Below are 17,550 nucleotides of genomic sequence, written 5' to 3'. Positions count from 1 at the left end.
TTAATTTTTGTGTTTTGGGTGGTTGTTATATGGATGTGGTAGTTAAAAAGAAAACCGATTATAAGAAGGTTTTAGGCAAAGCGCTTGGTGTATGTGTTTTGCTAGGTGGCGTAATTGTTTTTTATAATGAATATAACTTAGGTGATTATTCGTCGGTTAAGCTTGAAAGGGTAACTACATCAACAGTTATACAAGGTAGCTTTGAAAATGTGGCGCCAGTGAGTGGTGCTGCTGAATCACTTAATACAGTTTACTTGGATGCGATACAAGGTGGTATTGTCGAGAAACTATATGTGGAAAAAGGCGACTTTGTTGAAGCTGGGCAAAAAATCATTGAATTCAAAAATACCGCATTTCAACTTCAAGTATATTCTCAAGAAGCACGTGTCAGTGAGCAGTTAGATATTAATACAAATACTCGACTTTCAATTGACAGCAAACGCCTAAACCTTGAAACAGAACGCAACGAAATAGAATACGATATCAAACGACTGACTCGTAAGTTAAAGAATTATCAGCGTTTGGTTAGCCAGAGGCATGTTAGTACAGATGACGTTGAAGCGGTAAAAGAAGAGCTAGAGTTTAAAACTAACCAGCTGGCTATTATCCGACAAGAACAAGAAAGTGAAGATAGTGTCAGAGGGGAAAAGGTCCAGCAACTTCAAGAAAGTGAGCAACGTCTTAAAGCGCATTTAAATATAATCCGAGCGAGTTTGGATGACCTCATTGTGAAGGCGCCCATATCTGGTCAGGTTACGTCTTTAGATATCAAACTAGGAGAGTCAAAGTCACCAGGTGAGCACTTAGGCAAACTTGATCAAATCGACAGGTTTAAGATTGTCGCGGAGGTTGGATCGTTTTATGTATCTAAAGTCAAAGAGCACGTAAAAGGCAGTATCCAATATCAAGGGAAACCATATCAGGTTGCTGTAGATAGAGTTTATCCAGAAATTATCAATGGCACATTTAAAGTTGATCTGACTTTCACTGATCAGCAACCCAAAGACATCACGAGCGGTCAAAATTTCATTGTAAAGCTCGAACTCTCAGAGCCAGTATCATCCCTAATGGTACACAACGGCGCATATTATCAGGATACGGGCGGTAAGTGGGTATTTGTGCTGGATCCTGAAAATCACAAAGCGATTAAAAGACATGTCAAATTAGGTCGTAAAAACGATCGATATGTCGAAGTCATTTCCGGGTTAGCAATTGACGAAAAAATCATTTCTTCATCGTACGCAAACTTCCTTGACTCGGAAACCGTGATCCTCGAGTAATTCAAAGCTGGGTTACCACCGACCATGGAGAGCTTGTTTGATAGTGGAACGCAAGCTCGTGCAATATTTTATTGTTCAATTTATGTCAAAAACTAATATAACAAACTGATAGAATTCAAATGATAAAACTAACAAATATTTCAAAGCATTATCGCACAGACGAAATCTTAACAACGGCCTTAAGTGATATAAACCTCTCTCTGCCTCAAGGGGAGTTTATGGCAATCATGGGACCGTCTGGCTGTGGTAAATCTACACTTCTCAATGTGCTTGGCATGCTGGATACGCCTTCTGAGGGGCAGTATGAATTTATGGGAGAGGAGATAGCAAACTACAAAGAAAGCCAGCTTGCCAAAATAAGAAAAGAGCATGTAGGTGTGGTGTTCCAAGAGTTTAATTTGATCGATGAGCTGTCGGTGATTGAAAATGTAGAAGTAGCTTTGCTCTATCATAAAATGCCCAAGGCAAAAAGAAAGGAGCTGGCACTAGAAATACTGAAAAAAGTGGGCATGGATCATCGTATCAAGCACTATCCTGGGCAACTCTCAGGAGGGCAGCAACAGCGCGTTGCAATCGCCCGTGCTTTGGTGAATAAGCCCAAGCTCATCGTAGCGGATGAGCCAACAGGTAATTTAGACAGTAACCTCGGTAGAGAGATCATGGAATTGATTTCTGATATCAATAAAACAGGTACTTCGGTGATCATGGTGACACACTCCGAAGCGCATGCCCAATATGCCAATCAAATTTTGACCTTGTTGGACGGTAAACTGGTTTCGGGCTCTCTTGAGCAAAGTATAGCGAGCTGATTTGGGTGATTCATGACGTTAGATACGATAGTTTTTTCACTTAAGCGGCTTGTACATAGCCCACTGTATTCACTGCTAAATATTATTAGTTTGGGAATTGCACTTGCCTGCGTTCTGTTAGTTGGGCTGTATGTTAATGATGAGTTTGAATACGATGGGTTTTGGCAGGACTCTGAGCGCATATACCGAGTCGAGATGAACCGCAGCTTTAGCAATGGCGATCGGACTCACACACAATATACATTTGGGCCAATAGTTCCTTTAATCGAGAGCAACCAAACTGAAGTCGAAAGTGCAACGCGATTTGGTCACTTTAACTTTTTAGTGTCGGCAAATGACAATCGTTTTTACGAAAATTTGTTATTTACGGATCCGAATGTCGTTGATGTATTTGGCTTGGAGTTCACTGCGGGAGATGGAGCAAGTGCTTTCCAGCAGCCGAATTCAGTTGTCATCACAGAGACAATGGCAAACAAGTTATTTCCCAGTGGCAACGCATTGCATCAAATGGTGTGGTTGGATGGAAAACATCAAATGCAAGTCTCAGGTGTCATCGCAGACATCCCGAATAACTCTCACCTCACTTTTAGTTTATTTGCATCAATGGATAGTGCTAAACAAATGTATGGCGATCGCATAATAAACTGGGACTATGCAAACCAAAGCAGTTATTTAAAGTTAACCGCGGGGGCTGATCCTGATGCAATTGAACGGGAAATTACTCAGCTTGTTGCTGCCAATGCACCTGAGGCTCTCTCTACTAAAGTCGAGCTTAAACTAAAGCCCGTCGCCAGTATTAACCTACTCGCACAAGACGGCAAAGGATTACAGATAATTTATATTATATCAGCGGTGGCGCTGGCGATTTTATTGATGGCGTGTGCAAATGTGGTTAATTTGGCAACCGCCAGAGGTGCGGAGCGCGCCAAAGAGCTGGGGATCAGAAAGGCAGTAGGTGCCAGTAGAAGGGATCTTTTTGCTCAATTTATAATTGAATCACTCATTCTTGCATTTTTTGCCTTACTGTTTGCTCTCATTGTGACTTATTACTTCTTACCACTTGTAAATGCCATGACTCAAAAATCAATGGTATTAGATTTATTGGGCAATGTGGGGCAAATCGGATGGCTTGTATTTCTTTGTTTGGTCACCGGTTTGCTATCAGGTGCGTATCCTGCGTTTATGCTATCTAAGTTTCAACCAGCACATGTACTCAAAGGTATGATGAGATTTGGGCAGGGTTCAATGTGGGTGAGAAAGGCAATTGTTTTACTACAATTTTCTGTCTCTGTTGGCTTAGTCATCGTGACATTGATCATATATAAACAAGTCAGCTTTTTAAAACATATGGACTTGAAGTTTGAAAAAGAAAACGTGGTGGTGATCGATAATATCCATTGGACCGATATTGCGCCTCACTACAAAACGCTTAAAGCTGAACTTGAAAAACATCCTGATGTTTTGAGTGTTGGCGGCTCAACGGGCGTCCCGGCACAGGATTACAATTTGCTGGGCACTTACGCCGTGAAAGGGGAAAGTGAAACAAGCGCCATCTCATTAAATAGACTTGATATGGACCACGGGTTTTTTGACAGCTATGACGTTAAACTCTTGGCAGGTCGGTTATTTTCTAAAGAGCACCCATCTGATTTAGTTGATCCCGGACCGGACAGTGGTGCAAGTCAATTTAATATCATCATCAATGAACTGGCCATGCGAAAGCTCGGTTTTGCCAGTGCCAATGAGGCCATCAACCAAAGCATAGATAGAATACAGCCTTCTCGTTTGCCTTTTTCTTATAAAATTGTCGGTGTTGTCGAAGATTTTCATATGCTGGCAGGCCATGGGCCAATCAAACCTTATCTGTTTTTGGTGAAGACCAATGGCTTTGTCCATGCATCAGTAGAGTTGTCTGAAAATGGGGTTGCAGATGGTCTTGCACATATCGACAGCACATGGAATAGCATCTATCCACAATATCCAATTGTTAGATCATTTATCGAGGATGATTTAGCGCGCGGGTTTGAGCAATGGGAGAGCTATCGTGTGGTGATGGTCGCCCTAGCTATTGTGACAACCATAATTTCTTGTTTTGGCGTATTTGGATTGGTGTCTTATTCGACGAAATACCAGAAAAAAGAAATCAGCGTACGTAAAGTGGTCGGCGCGTCTGCATGGGATATCACAGTGTTATTTAATCTCGGCTTTTTGAAATTATTACTGCTTGCTAATTTGCTTGCATGGCCCGTTGCTTACATGTTTGCAAGTCGTTGGCTCAGTGAGTTTAGTTATCGAATCATGCTGGAACCTTCATTGTTTGTATATATCGGGCTTGCTTCAGCGGTATTGACGACGCTGATAACAAGTTATCACACATACAAAATAGCGAATACAAAACCGGCTTTGGTCTTTCATACGAATTAACCAGCGAAGCCAATGTATTTTTCAGCAGCAAAGGAAAGCCACAGTTTTTATGTGTAAGTACTTTGCTCTATGCCATTAAGTTGTGCCACGGCGAATAAAGCCAACTTCAAATTCAACATTAATAACAAATTTGAGGTCGTTATTTGGCGGGGTTCTAGGGAAAAGCAATGACATTAAATTCACTTGTAAGTGCAGAGTTTAATATAAAAGAAAAAGCAAACAGCCTTGTAGATATCGTAAAACATTATGCTGAAGTTCAGCCCGATAAACACGCCTATCGTTTTTTAAAAAACGGTGAGGATGTAGCGCAATCACTTACCTATAGAGAACTCGATTTATATGCGCGTGCAATTGCCAGCAATTTGCAGGCTGGCGCTACAATCGAGCGCGCGATGTTAGTGTACTCACCGGGACTTGAGTTTGTTAAAGCATTTTTTGGGTGCCTATATGCTGGAGTCGCGAGTGTGCCTGTGTATTTGCCATCTGCAAGGGTTGAAAGTTGGCAACGATTACGTGGCATTATGAATGACGCAGAAGTTCAAGCCATTTTACTCGAGCCATCTTGTGTGGAGTCTGTGAACAAATGGTTATTTGCAGACGATGAACAAAATAAACCACAGCTAATCACCACAAACTCGCTTGATGACAGCGCGGAAAATAACTGGGTCGAGCCCGTTTTTGGTGCGGATAAATTAGCCTTTTTGCAGTATACATCGGGCTCTACAGGGGACCCAAAAGGGGTGATGGTCAGCCATGGAAACTTACTGCACAACCAGTCTCTAATTGAAGCTAAGTTCTGTCACACCAATGAGTCTGTGGTCGTTGGCTGGTTACCTCAATACCACGATATGGGTTTAATAGGTAATATACTACATCCCGTCTATATGGGCGCTACATCGGTTCTGATGTCGCCAGCTGCATTTTTGCAAAATCCGCTTCGTTGGTTAAAAGCCATAAGCCAATATCAGGCTAATACAAGTGGGGGACCGAATTTTGCCTTTGATTTATGTGTACAACGTGTCAGTGAGGCGGATAAAAAAACACTCGATTTAAGCTCTTGGGATGTAGCATTTAATGGTGCGGAACCCATTTCACCACAGACCCTTGAAAACTTTTATCAGGCATTTAAAGGCTGTGGTTTTAAACGGCAGGCATTCTATCCGTGCTACGGCTTGGCTGAGTCTACTTTGATGGTTAGTGGTGTTGAAAAAGCAGCCGAACCAGCAGTTGTGCACCTGGACCGAAGAGCACTCGAAGACAACTACATAGAGGTCAAATCAGCACCTGACGACGGTACGTGTTCACTGGTGAGTTGTGGGGGGGTGGAACCTGACGTGTCGTTACAGATAGTCAATCCAGACTCAGGTATGGTACTGGAAGAGGGTTCAGTTGGCGAAATATGGGTCGGTGGAGACAGTGTTGGACTGGGTTATTGGAAGCGAGAAGCCCTCAGCCAATCAGCATTCTATGCGCAACTGGAAGGCTATCAAGCTCGCTTTCTGCGCACTGGTGATTTGGGTTTTGTACACAATGGGCAAGTCTTTGTGTCAGGCAGGTTAAAGGATTTGATTATTCTGAGAGGGAAAAATTACTACCCTCAGGATCTCGAAGCCACAGCGCAATCAGTCAGTGCAGCATTAAAACCAGCCAGAGGCATTGCTTTTATCGACGAGACACCACATCAAGGTGCTCAACCCTCGGTAGTGCTCATACAGGAGGTGGAGCGCACATCATTGAGAAAAGTGAACTTCACTCAGCTAGAGAAAAGTATCAAACAGGCGATTTACAGCACCTTTGATTTACACATTGAGGTGTTATTAGTGAAGCCCGGGCAGGTACCCATTACTTCAAGTGGTAAAGTGAGGCGTTCACTATGCAAAGCAAATTATCAACAGGATCAGTATCAGAGGTTGAACGAGGCGCAAAACACCGCGTCAATGGAGAGCCCTGAACAACCGCAGTGGCAGCCCAATTCGGTGGTTGAGCATTTTATGTTTGACTGGTTGAAATTGCATTTTAAGCAATCAGCGCAGCGCAATAAGCCATTGCTAGATTATGGCATTGACTCAATGAAAGCAGCCCAGCTGCAATATGATATTGAAACCGAGCTTAGCGTCATTTACCCGATGGAAAAGTTGTTAAATACGTCAAGTCTAGGGCAGTTAATCGAAGAACTCACTACGCTAAAAACGACAGTTGATGCACAGCACACCCATTGCACGCCATCAGGGAGCTCAGCTACCAAAGTAAATGGTGAGTTATCAACTCATCAGGCGATGTTCTGGCAAATTGATAATCAGTCTGGCAATACCGCAGCATTAAATTTATCTCTACCAATTTTAATCAGAGGTACATCTGAGCAGGCGTTTTGCATTGATATTTTTACGCAGGCATTGAATGCGTTAATTGCGCAGCAACCGACTTTACGTACCGTGTATCAAGAACAATCAGGTGAGGCCAAGCAAGTTGTTAAGTCTATGTCTGATTTCAAAGAGGTATTGACCTATCAAGATGCAGCAACGTGGAGTACTGAAGAGTTAAATACGCAAATACAGGCGTTGGCCACAGAACCGTTTGACTTGAAAGATGGCCCGGTTTTTAGAGCAACGGTTTTTGCTAGAAATAACGGGGCTGTATTGTTTCACTTTGTGGCTCATCACATTGCGATGGATGCCTGGTCTATCCAAAAATGCATACAGCAGATAGCAAAAAATTATGCATCTCTCCTAGCGGGCAGGCAACCAGAGCGGATTATTTCTAAAGTGAGCTATCTTGATTACTGTCACAGGCAAGCAAGCGATAGTAGGCAGCAAGCGCACGCAGAGTCGGCGCGTTTTTGGCGCAGAGAATTCGAAGGATTCTCGGAGGTGACGGAGTTACCCGCAGACAGTAAGAGTCCAAAAGTGTTTAACTTTGAAGGTGGTAACCTCGACGTGCGATTACCGGGTAGATTGCGCGGCGACATATATACGCTGGCAAAGCGTAAGGGAGTGACACCCTATACACTGTTATTGAGCGCTTTTAATATTTTGCTTCATAAGTTTATGGGCAATGAGGATATCGTTATTGGCACGCCTATTTCTCAGCGACCTATGGTTGATTGTGCTGAAGTGGCTGGATGCTTTGTCGATGTAAAACCAGTACGTACCAAAATACATGGAGGTATGCTGTTTAATGACTTGCTTAAGAGTGTTAAGAATACTTTTTTATCAGTATTAGAAAATAAGTGCTATCCATCGCAACGAATTTTTGAGTTACCGCAATTGAGAGATGCGTTGCGGGCTGCGAATATATTCCCCAATGTACGATTTGCTCTGCAAAAAGCGCCCGACCTTGAGTCAGTGGGTGAGTTCTTTTTGGCTACCGATGGCGCAAATATCAATTTACATGGGCTCGAGCTTTCATCTTATGAAGCGCCGAGTCAGATTGCTCAGGCTGAATTGTCACTCACGGTTGTGGAGTGTACAGACAAGGCTTGGTTGCGTTTTAATTACAGTACGCAGCTGTTTGAGCGCGGTACGGTGGAGTATTTAGCAAAATGCTTCATACGAATTGTCGAGTCGCTCACTCATCAATCAGAGCAGTCTATTGACCAAATTGTACTACCTCGAAGAGATAATGCAGAGCAACTGCTGGCAGTTGCACGAGGTCAAGAGGCTTCCCTAACAGTTAAAGGCGTGCATCAATTATTTGAACGACAAGTAGCCGTACAACCGGATGCGATTGCGGTTGTTTGTGAACAACAGCAAGTCACTTATTCAGAGTTGAATCACATGGCAAATACGATTGCGCACACGCTGTTGTCACACAAATTAGCACCAGAAAGTACCGTCGCCATTTATATGCACCGCTCGGTAGAAATGGTTGCGGCGTTTCTTGGCGGGTTAAAAGCGCGTGCCTGTTGCGTGCTTATTGAACCGACGACTCCCCGCGAACGCCGTGAACATATTTTGGCAGATTCAAATGCTAAATTTGTGCTCACAGATAAAGTAACTAAGTCAGTCAATAGGGTTGATCAGCTGACTGAGATAATTGTCGATGACAATTTATTTGAAAGTGTGGAAAAGTATCAAAATCCAGATTTGCCAGTCTCTGACACGGATGCTGCGTATGTGATTTACACATCAGGTTCAACAGGAAAGCCAAAGGGCGTTGTGGGGATCCACAAAGGGATGATCAATAGAACACAGTGGATGATAGAAACCTTTAGCGCAAGCCACCTTGATGTTGTCTTACATTGCACACCATTTAATTTTGTGCGCGCGGAAAGAGAGTTGTTTTTCGCACTGGGTGCTGGGGCGCAATTGGTCGTTCTGCAACAGAATGCGCTTAATGAGCCCGCGGCGTTTATGCAAGCAATGCAAACTCACAAAGTGACATTCACTGCCACCTCACCTGCACATATTAAAACGCTTTTGGACTACGATAAACAGGCTTTTTCTCGATTGGTGCCGCCAAGACATTGGTTTATTGGTGCAGACGTTTTAGACCATACCTTGGTTTCCAAACTGCAATCTATACACGGCACTATGACGCTTAGTTATTTCTACGGCTCAACAGAAACAACGTCTGATGTGAGCTGTTTTACAGTGCCTAAAAACTACTCGGGGGGGGCATTCACTACGCCGATTGGGCGGCCTCTAACAAATACCCAGCTCTACATTTTAGATAAGGCCTTTAATCCGGTCCCTAGTGGTGGAAAAGGTGAGTTATACGTAGCTGGCGATCAGATTTCCAGAGGGTATTTAAATGCCAGTGAATTGACAGATCAGAAGTATATCGACAACCCGTTTTCTGCTGCAAAGGAGCGGCTCTATCGCACTGGAGATTTAGCGAGACAGCTTAGCAACGGGGACATCATCATTCTTGGCAGGGAGGATGCCCAAGTTAATTTAAATGGCTTCCGTATTGATTTATCCGAAGTGGAGCATGGAATCTATCGTCTTGAAAGCGTTAAAGATGTCGCTGTGCGTTTGCATCAAGAAAATGCAGACAAGCAATACATAGTTGCCTACGTGGTGCTGAGCAGCGACATGCAAACGCAAGCTCAAGAAGAAGTCACCTTGCGTCGACATGTGCAGAGCATCTTCAATGAGTATATGCAACCCAGCGTGTATGTGTTTGTAGAGCAACTGCCAAGAACTGAACTTGGAAAACTCGATCATAGGCGTCTTCCTGAACCTTCGATGGTCATCGAGCAGGCTAGAGTTGCAAACTATGAGGCTCCTGAGAACGAGCTAGAAGTCCTCTTAGTTGGTATTTGGCAAGAGATATTGCAGCTCGAACAGGTAGGCGTCGAAGATAACTTTTATCAGCTCGGAGGTAATTCTTTGCTCAGTGTAAAAATTGTGGCGGAAATAGAAGAGCAGATTGGGGTTAGTGTAACGTTGAAAGCGTTTTTCGATGCACTGACTATTAGGGCGTTAGCGGAAAAAATTCTGACTATCGCGATGCAAGAGATGCCGCAGGAAAGTGAGTTTTAAAGCTTGCTGGTCGTTCACAGCAAATCAGTGAAACTCTGTTGTAGGAGGATGAGTCACGGATGCAAACCGTGGCTCAAGCAAAGTTGTTGTAGTATCAGATTAAATGCGAATTAAAAAATGAAAAATAATAAAAGCTTAGTTGGCAAGTTCTCGGGGTTGTCCAAAGAACAACAGAGTAGTTTTTTGGCTCAACTAAAAAAAAAAGAATTTCAACAAGAGCCATCACAAAAATGCGTAGTTGCTAGAGTGTCACAAGCGCAATTAGCCAAGGGTATTGCGCTGTCGTATTCTCAGCAGCGCCTATGGTTTATAGACAAATTAGAGGGGGCAGATAAAGCCAGCTATAACATGCCTGTGGCAGTAGGCCTGAAAGGCAAGGTCAATGTGGCGTCAATACAGCGTGCTCTTCAAGCAATTGTTGACAGGCATGATGTACTGCGCAGCCGTATCGTTGTGCAAAACGGTGAGCCTCGCCAAGTGATAGATCCCCTGCTTGAGTTGAATTTAGAAGTAACTGCTGTCACCGAAGTGCAGTTACAAACTGCCTTATGTGATTTTGCGAGCCAGCCCTTTGAGTTAGAAAAAGGCAAATTGTTCAAAGCCGAGATGTTTCAAGTGAACGACGAAAATCATGTGCTCTGCTTGAACATGCATCATATTGTTTCTGACGGGTGGTCTTTAGAAGTAATCAAAAAAGAGTTTATTCACCATTATCGTTCAGGTACTCCGTTGCCTGCACTTGAGGCACAGTTTCACGACTTCGCCCATTGGCAGCGCCAGCCAGAGCAAGACGAGGCAATTAAGTCCGGTTTGACGTTTTGGGCTCGTTCATTGGCCGGACTGCCGGATTACCTGCCTTTACCAACGTGCAATGAGCGACCAATTGTATTGGCTGAACAGGGCACCATTTATTGTGATTCGCTGGCTTTGGAAGCTCGCGACCAAATCGAGCTTTTTAGTCGTTCACACCAAGTATCGACATTTGTTACCTTGATGTCGGTGTTCAATGTCTTGTTAAATCGCTATACCAATACGTGTGATATTGCTGTGGGGACTCCCGTAGCAAATCGCCAGCATAAATCAATCGAATCAAACATTGGTTTGTTTGTGAATACCTTGGTAGTTCGAAACCAAGTTGATCCATCACTCAGTTTTGCGACGCTATTGCAAAATGTGAATGGTGTTATTAGGTCGGCATTTGAGCATCAAAATACACCGTTTGAAAAAGTCGTTGAGCATCTTAAACCAAACCGAAGCCAGAGTTACACACCGCTGTTCCAAGTTATGTTGGTCTATCAAGATTTTCCTTCCGCTGTAGCGCTAGAGCTGGATGGCCTGACAATGACGGAAATCCCGATATCAAGTGCCACGTCAAAATTTGATTTAACCTTATTTGTACAGCGCGAGCGCTCAGGTTTTAATTTGAGGCTTGAATACAATACAACGCTGTTTGATGAAAACTTCATTGCGCAGTTCACTAATCACTATAAACAACTTGCGATTAAGTTATGCAGTGAGCCTGAACTCAAAATAGGTGCAGTCCCGCTACAAACCGACCATGAAAATAAACTAATCGCACAGTGGCAAGGCAAGCGCTGTGACCGCTATCAAAAACATTCTCTTGTCTCACTTATTCATGAGCAGGTCAAATGTCGTCCAAATGCCACCGCGGTTAAGATCGGCACCGAGTCAATTACCTTTGAGCAACTGTACAGAGATGCATTGCAAATATCTAAACAGCTAAACGATGCACAACTGGCAACCAATGCCATTGTAGCCATTGCTATAAGCTCTGATTGGCGGCAAATTTCCGCTGTGCTGGGAGCGCTGATCTCAGGGATCACGTTTGTGCCCATAGATGTCTCGCTTCCGACTCGGCGTCAGCAACAAATTTTATCCTTATCTGGCGCGAGCATGATGTTGGTTGAAAAGACCATCGAGTGTTTAAGCATTACTCAGGTCCTAGTAAAGAAGGTCAATGACAGCGCGGATATCGGTTTTGATGTGGCTGCGAAGGTAAATGATTTAGCCTGTATTGTATTTGATGCCGATGAATATGACTCGGAACCCAAAGGCATTCAAATCTCGCAAAGTAGCATTATAAATTCAATATTAGATGTTAATGCACAATTACCTCTGACCCATGAAGACTCGATCCTTGCGGTTTCTGAGTTCGATTGTGAGTATTCGATATTCGAACGATTTAGCATCTTAGCCTGCGGTGGGTGTGTGACTATGCTCCACCAGTCTGACTTAGAGAGTCCGAAAGCGTGGGCGGCAGCACTCAGTGACCATGATATATCGACTTGGCATTCATCGCCTTACAAGGTGGCTGTTTTATTAGCGTATTTTCAAAGCAGCAATACCACATTGCCAACAGCCCTTAATAAGTTGTGCTTGGTTGCACAACACTTAGACCAGAAGCTGGTTGCGCGTATAGAGGCATGGAATGACCAATTATTGATATATGGCTTTGAAGGGCTACCGGAAGCGGCGAGTTGGTCGCTGTTAAGGTGTTATGGCAAAAAAGAGCAGACGAATAAACTCAATGTATTGAGTAATCAAAAAGTACATATTCTTAACTCGGCATTAGAAACCTGCCCTCAACTCGTTAATGGAGCTGTGTATCGCAGTGGGTGTGGTGTAGCGGATGCATACTGGAATAAAGCGGCGCCAATAGATACGCGATTTGTCGTTCACCCCCGCACCGGAGAGCGCTTGTTCAAAAGCGGAGAACTAGGCCGCAGACTGGCAAGTGGGGAGTTGGAGATAAACCAGTACGATCAGCACAAGGTGATAATAAATGGCCGACCTACCAGCTTAGTCGAAGTAAAAAGTGTGTTGGATACACATAGGTATGTGTCGGCATCCAAAGTCGATGTCGTTCGTGGTCGCAGTGGAGGTGATGTGTTAGTTGCAACTGTAGCAACTGGTGCAGCGCTCACCAAGTCTGAACTATATCGCTACTTACGCAACCTGTTGCCTCACTACATGGTCCCAAGGTATTACAACATCGGCAGCGAAATTAAGGCTGATCCCATTGAATATACGGAGCAGTTGCTGGCAGGGTTTCAGGTGAATAGTCAGTTTGTCGTCGCACGAACGCCACTGGAAGAAGACGTAAACCGCATTTGGTGCAAGGTGCTGGGGGACGAACAAATCAGTATCAACGATAGGTTTACTGAGCTTGGTGGCACGTCGATGCAAGCGATTAAAATTGTCAATGAAGTCAATGCTGCTTTTGAAATAAAGATAACGCTCAAGGAGTTTTTTAGGTGCGAATCGATAGCTGCTTTGGCTCGTTTACTTAGTCGTGCAGCTTAGTGCGCATGGTACAAAACACAATTCAAATGAATTTAGGCGCTGTGTGACAGCGACAAGTTATTGAGGTGATTGATTTGTTTAATTCACTAAAAGAAAAGCATCCACTGTTATCGCGGCTGAGTGCATGGATTTTACTTCCCTTATTGGCGATATGTCTGGCGATGTATCTTTGGTTGAGTTCAGATTTGCCAACGGCTAACTCGGTTGTTGAGGTGACAGGCAAGCATGGCACCGCGGTTATTTCCAGAAATGAGTGGGGGGTGCCCACTATCTCAGCAAAACAAGATTTATCCGCTTTTTTTGCTTTGGGTCTGGCACACGCACAAGATCGATTGTGGCAAATGGATTATCAACGTCGGCTAGGTAAAGGCCGACTGGCTGAAATACTAGGAGTGTCTGCACTCTCTAGTGACAAACTAATGAGAACCTTGGATTTAAAGACGGCCGCAGAGTCGGCGTTAAATGGCTTATCCGACAAAACGCGTTCAATTTTGAAGGCGTATGTAGATGGGGTGAACCAGGGCATATCCGCTCTTAAAGTGATGCCGATTGAATTTTATTATTATGATATAGACATCGAACCTTGGTCTGAATCTGACTCATTACTGCTAATCAAATTGATGGCGATGAATTTAGGCGCAAATTATCAAGATGAGTTATCGAACTCGATTTTAGTTAAACACTTAGGGCGCGTTAAAGCACATGAGTTACTGGGGATCAATATTGCACCTGCGCACGATGTACCAGCAACGTCAGCGCAAGAGTTTGCTGCACTCAGCGAATTTTATCAAAATATTGAACGCCAATATCATGCTACATGGGAAGGGGTTGGCAGTAATGCTTGGGTAGTATCTGGCCGACATACTCAATCAAGCCTTCCTATGTTGAGCGGCGATCCACACCTGCGATTACAGCTGCCAACAACATTTTATTTAGCGAAATTACAAGGGGAGCTCCTTGACGTAACTGGTGCAACAATTCCTGGCGTGCCAGCAGTCATTTTTGGTCACAATCGGCATATTGCATGGTCAGGGGTCAACTTAGCGGCGGACGTGCAAGACATCTATCTGGAGCGCCAACATCAGGTTAATGAAAACCTATTTGAGTACAATGGAGCATGGGTTAAAGCTAATATCAAGGTTGAAAAAATTGTAGTCGCTCAGCAGTTCCCTGCGTTTTTGCGCGCGCCATATCAGCCTTTAGAGTGGCAGGTACGTTCAACCTCAAACGGTCCTTTATTGAGCGATGTATTTGGTTCCGATCGTCACTTTTCGCTGAAATGGTCAGTACTGGATCCAGTTGATACCAGCTTGCAAAGCTTTTTAGAGGTTAACTACGCGCGTGATCAGCAAACGTTTAGCCTTGCGCTTGAACAGCATCATGCACCAGCATTGGCATTTGTATATGGTGATGTTGCAGATAACATAGGGCTATTTACCGCAGGTAAAATACCCATTCGTCATGATGCAAATGGCCAGCTACCAGTGCCGGGTTGGACTGCCCAATATCAGTGGCAAGGCTATGTGCCATTCGAAGAGATGCCACAACAAATGAACCCTGAGTCGGGGATCATTGTTACTGCGAACAACCAGATGCATGGGCCATCTTATCCCCATATCATATCCAACAATTGGCAACCAGATTTTCGAGCTCAACGCATCGCTGATTTGCTGCTTCAGCATATTCAAGAAAAAAACAAATTGTCGCTCGGCGATATGGCAGCAATTCAGTCAGATGTGTATGCAATTCACGCTGAAAAAGTGGTGGCGTTTTTGCTCCAATCGGTAGCAAAAACATCGGCGCAAGATGAGTTGGTAAGTGTATTGGAAGACTGGAATATGGAAATGTCGGCACGCAGCGCTGGGGCGGTTATTTTCAGAGCATGGTCGCGGCATTTTAATAGTCGCGTCATTGGTGATGAATTAAAAGTGCAATTTAGCTACCCGAATAGGATGTCCATTTTGGATGGCCTCAGTGCGAGCTATCAAGCTGAGTTCATTGCGGCGGTGATAAATGGCGAGCATCGCGCTTGGTGTGACGATGTCACCACAGAAGCAATAGAAAGCTGCGAAAAGATGGCTCAGTTGTCTTTGATAGATGCAAAAGATGAACTTGAATTGATGCTTGGAGGTAACCCAGAGTCGTGGCAATGGCAGGATATGCACAAAGTGACGCTTCCGCATTCAACGTTTTCACAGCATCCATTTTTAGCGAAGTTTTTTAATCAGGAACATGCCACACAAGGAGGATTATATACGGTGAATGTCGCCGGTGGATCGTACTCAAAAGATGAAGGTTACATTAAGCACATGGGGGCAACTTATCGACAGTTGATCGACTTAGGTGCGTTGTCCGATACGCAATTTATTCTCGATACAGGGCAATCAGGGCACCTGTTTAGCCCGCATTATACAGACATGGTAGAGAGGTTTGAGCGTGGAGAATATGTATCGATAGACCAAAGTGAACTTGGTCAAACTCAGGATGCGGGAGAGAAATAAGATGCCTCGGCAAAATAAAATAGAAGAAATAAACAAAGGGCTCTTTCACTTTTTAATCATGCAAGGAGAAAACCGTGTATTGCTGTCAATTATTTCGGGGGTTTTAGGCGGGTTGGCCTATGCGGCATTGATACCCTTAATATTGGCGTCTATCAGTGTCGAAAGTGCACTCATGGCTAATTTTTTGGCGGAAGAGAAAGTATTCGTTTTAGGGTATGAAATCATTCAACCCAAGTTTGCCATCGCTTTTCTCTTGGTTTGCTTAGCTGCACTCATTTTAAGAGCTGTTTCACAGATCCTATTGGAAGGTGTAGTGGTCAAAGCGGCCAGTGGACTACGCGTATATATGAGCGAACGCCTTTACAAGCTCCCTATTCAGGAACTTGAGCAAATAGGGCCTTCTCGATTTATCTCCGCAATTACGATGGATGTGCCAACAATTGCGGGCAGCGCTGCATCGTTGCCTAATTTTGTTATTAACATCAGTGTGGTACTCGGAGTGCTCGGTTATATCGCTTTTCTCGATGTGCACATGTTATGGACGGTGCTACTGGTCATTTTGTTCGGGGTACTCTCATATCGTATCCCAATGATGTTTGGGCAAAAGTTTTATGCAAAATCACGTGATAGCTACGATGATATTCAAGAAAGTGTGAGGGGCTTCATTTACGGGGCTAAGGAGCTAAAGCTTAAGCACAAGCGCTATCAAGAGTACCGAGATCAGCGATTGATCACCGCAGAAGGCCACTATGTCAAAATGCAGTTGTGGGGAGGACGTATTTTTTACATGGCAATTCAGTACGGTAATTTAGTTGGATTTCTCGCTATTGGTGTAATTGTGTACGCAGCAGGGAATTACTATTCACTTTCCAATTCAACCTTAGTCAGTGTGGTAGTGGCAACGTTATATTTGATAGGGCCTTTGGCCAATATCATGAATTCAATAATGCCTTATAGTCAGGGAGTGGTTGCACTTAAAAAGCTTAATACGCTGATCAATGATATGCCTCAAGAACCAGTGAGCGAAAATTATGAGCCACTACCTTGTGACCGAATTGATATTAAGGAGCTGTGTTATCAATATCCTGGACAAGAAGGATTTAACCTCGGGCCGGTGAGCTTTACGCTGCAGCGTGGGCAGATCACGTTCGCCATCGGCGGAAACGGGTCCGGTAAATCAACTTTAGCCAAGTTAATCTCTAACCATTATGCCCCTTCAGAAGGTGAAATAGCCTTTAATGATAGTCAAATCACACCAGAAAACAGATGGCAGGCGCGAGAAAGCATCAGTGCAATCTATACCGACTTTTTTCTGTTTACCAAGCTATATGGGTTTGCACAAGATGATTTAGGTAAGGTTGAAAGTTATCTTAAAAAGTTGGCTTTGCATGACAAGGTGTCTTTGCAAGGCGACATGTTTTCGACAATTAGTTTATCAGATGGACAAAGAAAACGCTTGGCCTTGTTAGTGAGCTATTTAGAAGATAGAAGCCTATACGTTTTTGATGAATGGGCAGCAGATCAAGACCCTGAATTTAAAAAGGTCTTTTACACAGAATTACTCCCAGAGCTAAAGGCAAGAGGCAAGATAGTGTTTGTAGTTGGTCACGATGAATTGTATTTCTCTCAAGCAGATCAGCTACTGACAATGCAGCGTGGGCGCTTGGTCGACATTCAATCCAATCAATCGTGTAAGAGGGAATTGAGTCATGCAATTTAGCGAAATGGC

At 43.9% G+C, this 17,550-nt stretch carries 7 protein-coding genes; all 7 read left to right on the top strand.

The window, feature by feature from the left end:
- Positions 1-29 precede the first annotated feature (29 nt).
- The 7 genes from J8M00_RS06530 (at position 30) to J8M00_RS06500 (ending at position 17,541) form a co-directional block, all read left to right on the top strand.
- Positions 30-1,280 (top strand): efflux RND transporter periplasmic adaptor subunit, encoded by a 1,251-nt coding sequence (locus J8M00_RS06530; protein WP_211009514.1) that lies wholly within the window; start codon positions 30-32, stop codon positions 1,278-1,280.
- Between the two features lie 119 nt (positions 1,281-1,399).
- Entirely contained in the window at positions 1,400-2,089 is a 690-nt protein-coding gene (locus J8M00_RS06525) for an ABC transporter ATP-binding protein (protein WP_211009513.1), read from the top strand.
- 12 nt (positions 2,090-2,101) lie between these two features.
- Positions 2,102-4,513, top strand: a complete 2,412-nt coding sequence (locus J8M00_RS06520) for an ABC transporter permease (RefSeq protein WP_211009512.1) — start codon at positions 2,102-2,104, stop codon at positions 4,511-4,513.
- A 167-nt stretch (positions 4,514-4,680) separates the two neighbouring features.
- On the top strand, positions 4,681-9,996 hold the full coding sequence (locus tag J8M00_RS06515; RefSeq protein WP_211009511.1) for a non-ribosomal peptide synthetase: 5,316 nt from the start codon (positions 4,681-4,683) through the stop codon (positions 9,994-9,996).
- A 117-nt stretch (positions 9,997-10,113) separates the two neighbouring features.
- Complete coding sequence (locus J8M00_RS06510) at positions 10,114-13,320, top strand: non-ribosomal peptide synthetase (RefSeq protein WP_211009510.1); 3,207 nt, start codon at positions 10,114-10,116, stop codon at positions 13,318-13,320.
- Positions 13,321-13,394: 74 nt separating this feature from the next.
- Positions 13,395-15,821: a penicillin acylase family protein gene (locus J8M00_RS06505; RefSeq protein ID WP_211009509.1), complete on the top strand. Its 2,427-nt coding sequence runs from the start codon at positions 13,395-13,397 to the stop codon at positions 15,819-15,821.
- Position 15,822: 1 nt separating this feature from the next.
- Complete coding sequence (locus J8M00_RS06500) at positions 15,823-17,541, top strand: cyclic peptide export ABC transporter (protein WP_211009508.1); 1,719 nt, start codon at positions 15,823-15,825, stop codon at positions 17,539-17,541.
- Positions 17,542-17,550 lie beyond the last annotated feature (9 nt).

Source organism: Pseudoalteromonas luteoviolacea (assembly GCF_018100925.1).
Taxonomy (GTDB): Bacteria; Pseudomonadota; Gammaproteobacteria; order Enterobacterales; family Alteromonadaceae; genus Pseudoalteromonas; species Pseudoalteromonas obscura.
This window is presented reverse-complemented; position numbering and strand designations above follow the sequence as displayed.

What these genes read in the sequence shown, in the direction of transcription:
- J8M00_RS06530 (WP_211009514.1), top strand. Translation starts at nt 30, where the DNA reads ATGGATGTGGTAGTTAAAAAGAAAACCGATTATAAGAAGGTTTTAGGC.
- J8M00_RS06525 (WP_211009513.1), top strand. Translation starts at nt 1,400, where the DNA reads ATGATAAAACTAACAAATATTTCAAAGCATTATCGCACAGACGAAATC.
- J8M00_RS06520 (WP_211009512.1), top strand. Translation starts at nt 2,102, where the DNA reads ATGACGTTAGATACGATAGTTTTTTCACTTAAGCGGCTTGTACATAGC.
- J8M00_RS06515 (WP_211009511.1), top strand. Translation starts at nt 4,681, where the DNA reads ATGACATTAAATTCACTTGTAAGTGCAGAGTTTAATATAAAAGAAAAA.
- J8M00_RS06510 (WP_211009510.1), top strand. Translation starts at nt 10,114, where the DNA reads ATGAAAAATAATAAAAGCTTAGTTGGCAAGTTCTCGGGGTTGTCCAAA.
- J8M00_RS06500 (WP_211009508.1), top strand. Translation starts at nt 15,823, where the DNA reads ATGCCTCGGCAAAATAAAATAGAAGAAATAAACAAAGGGCTCTTTCAC.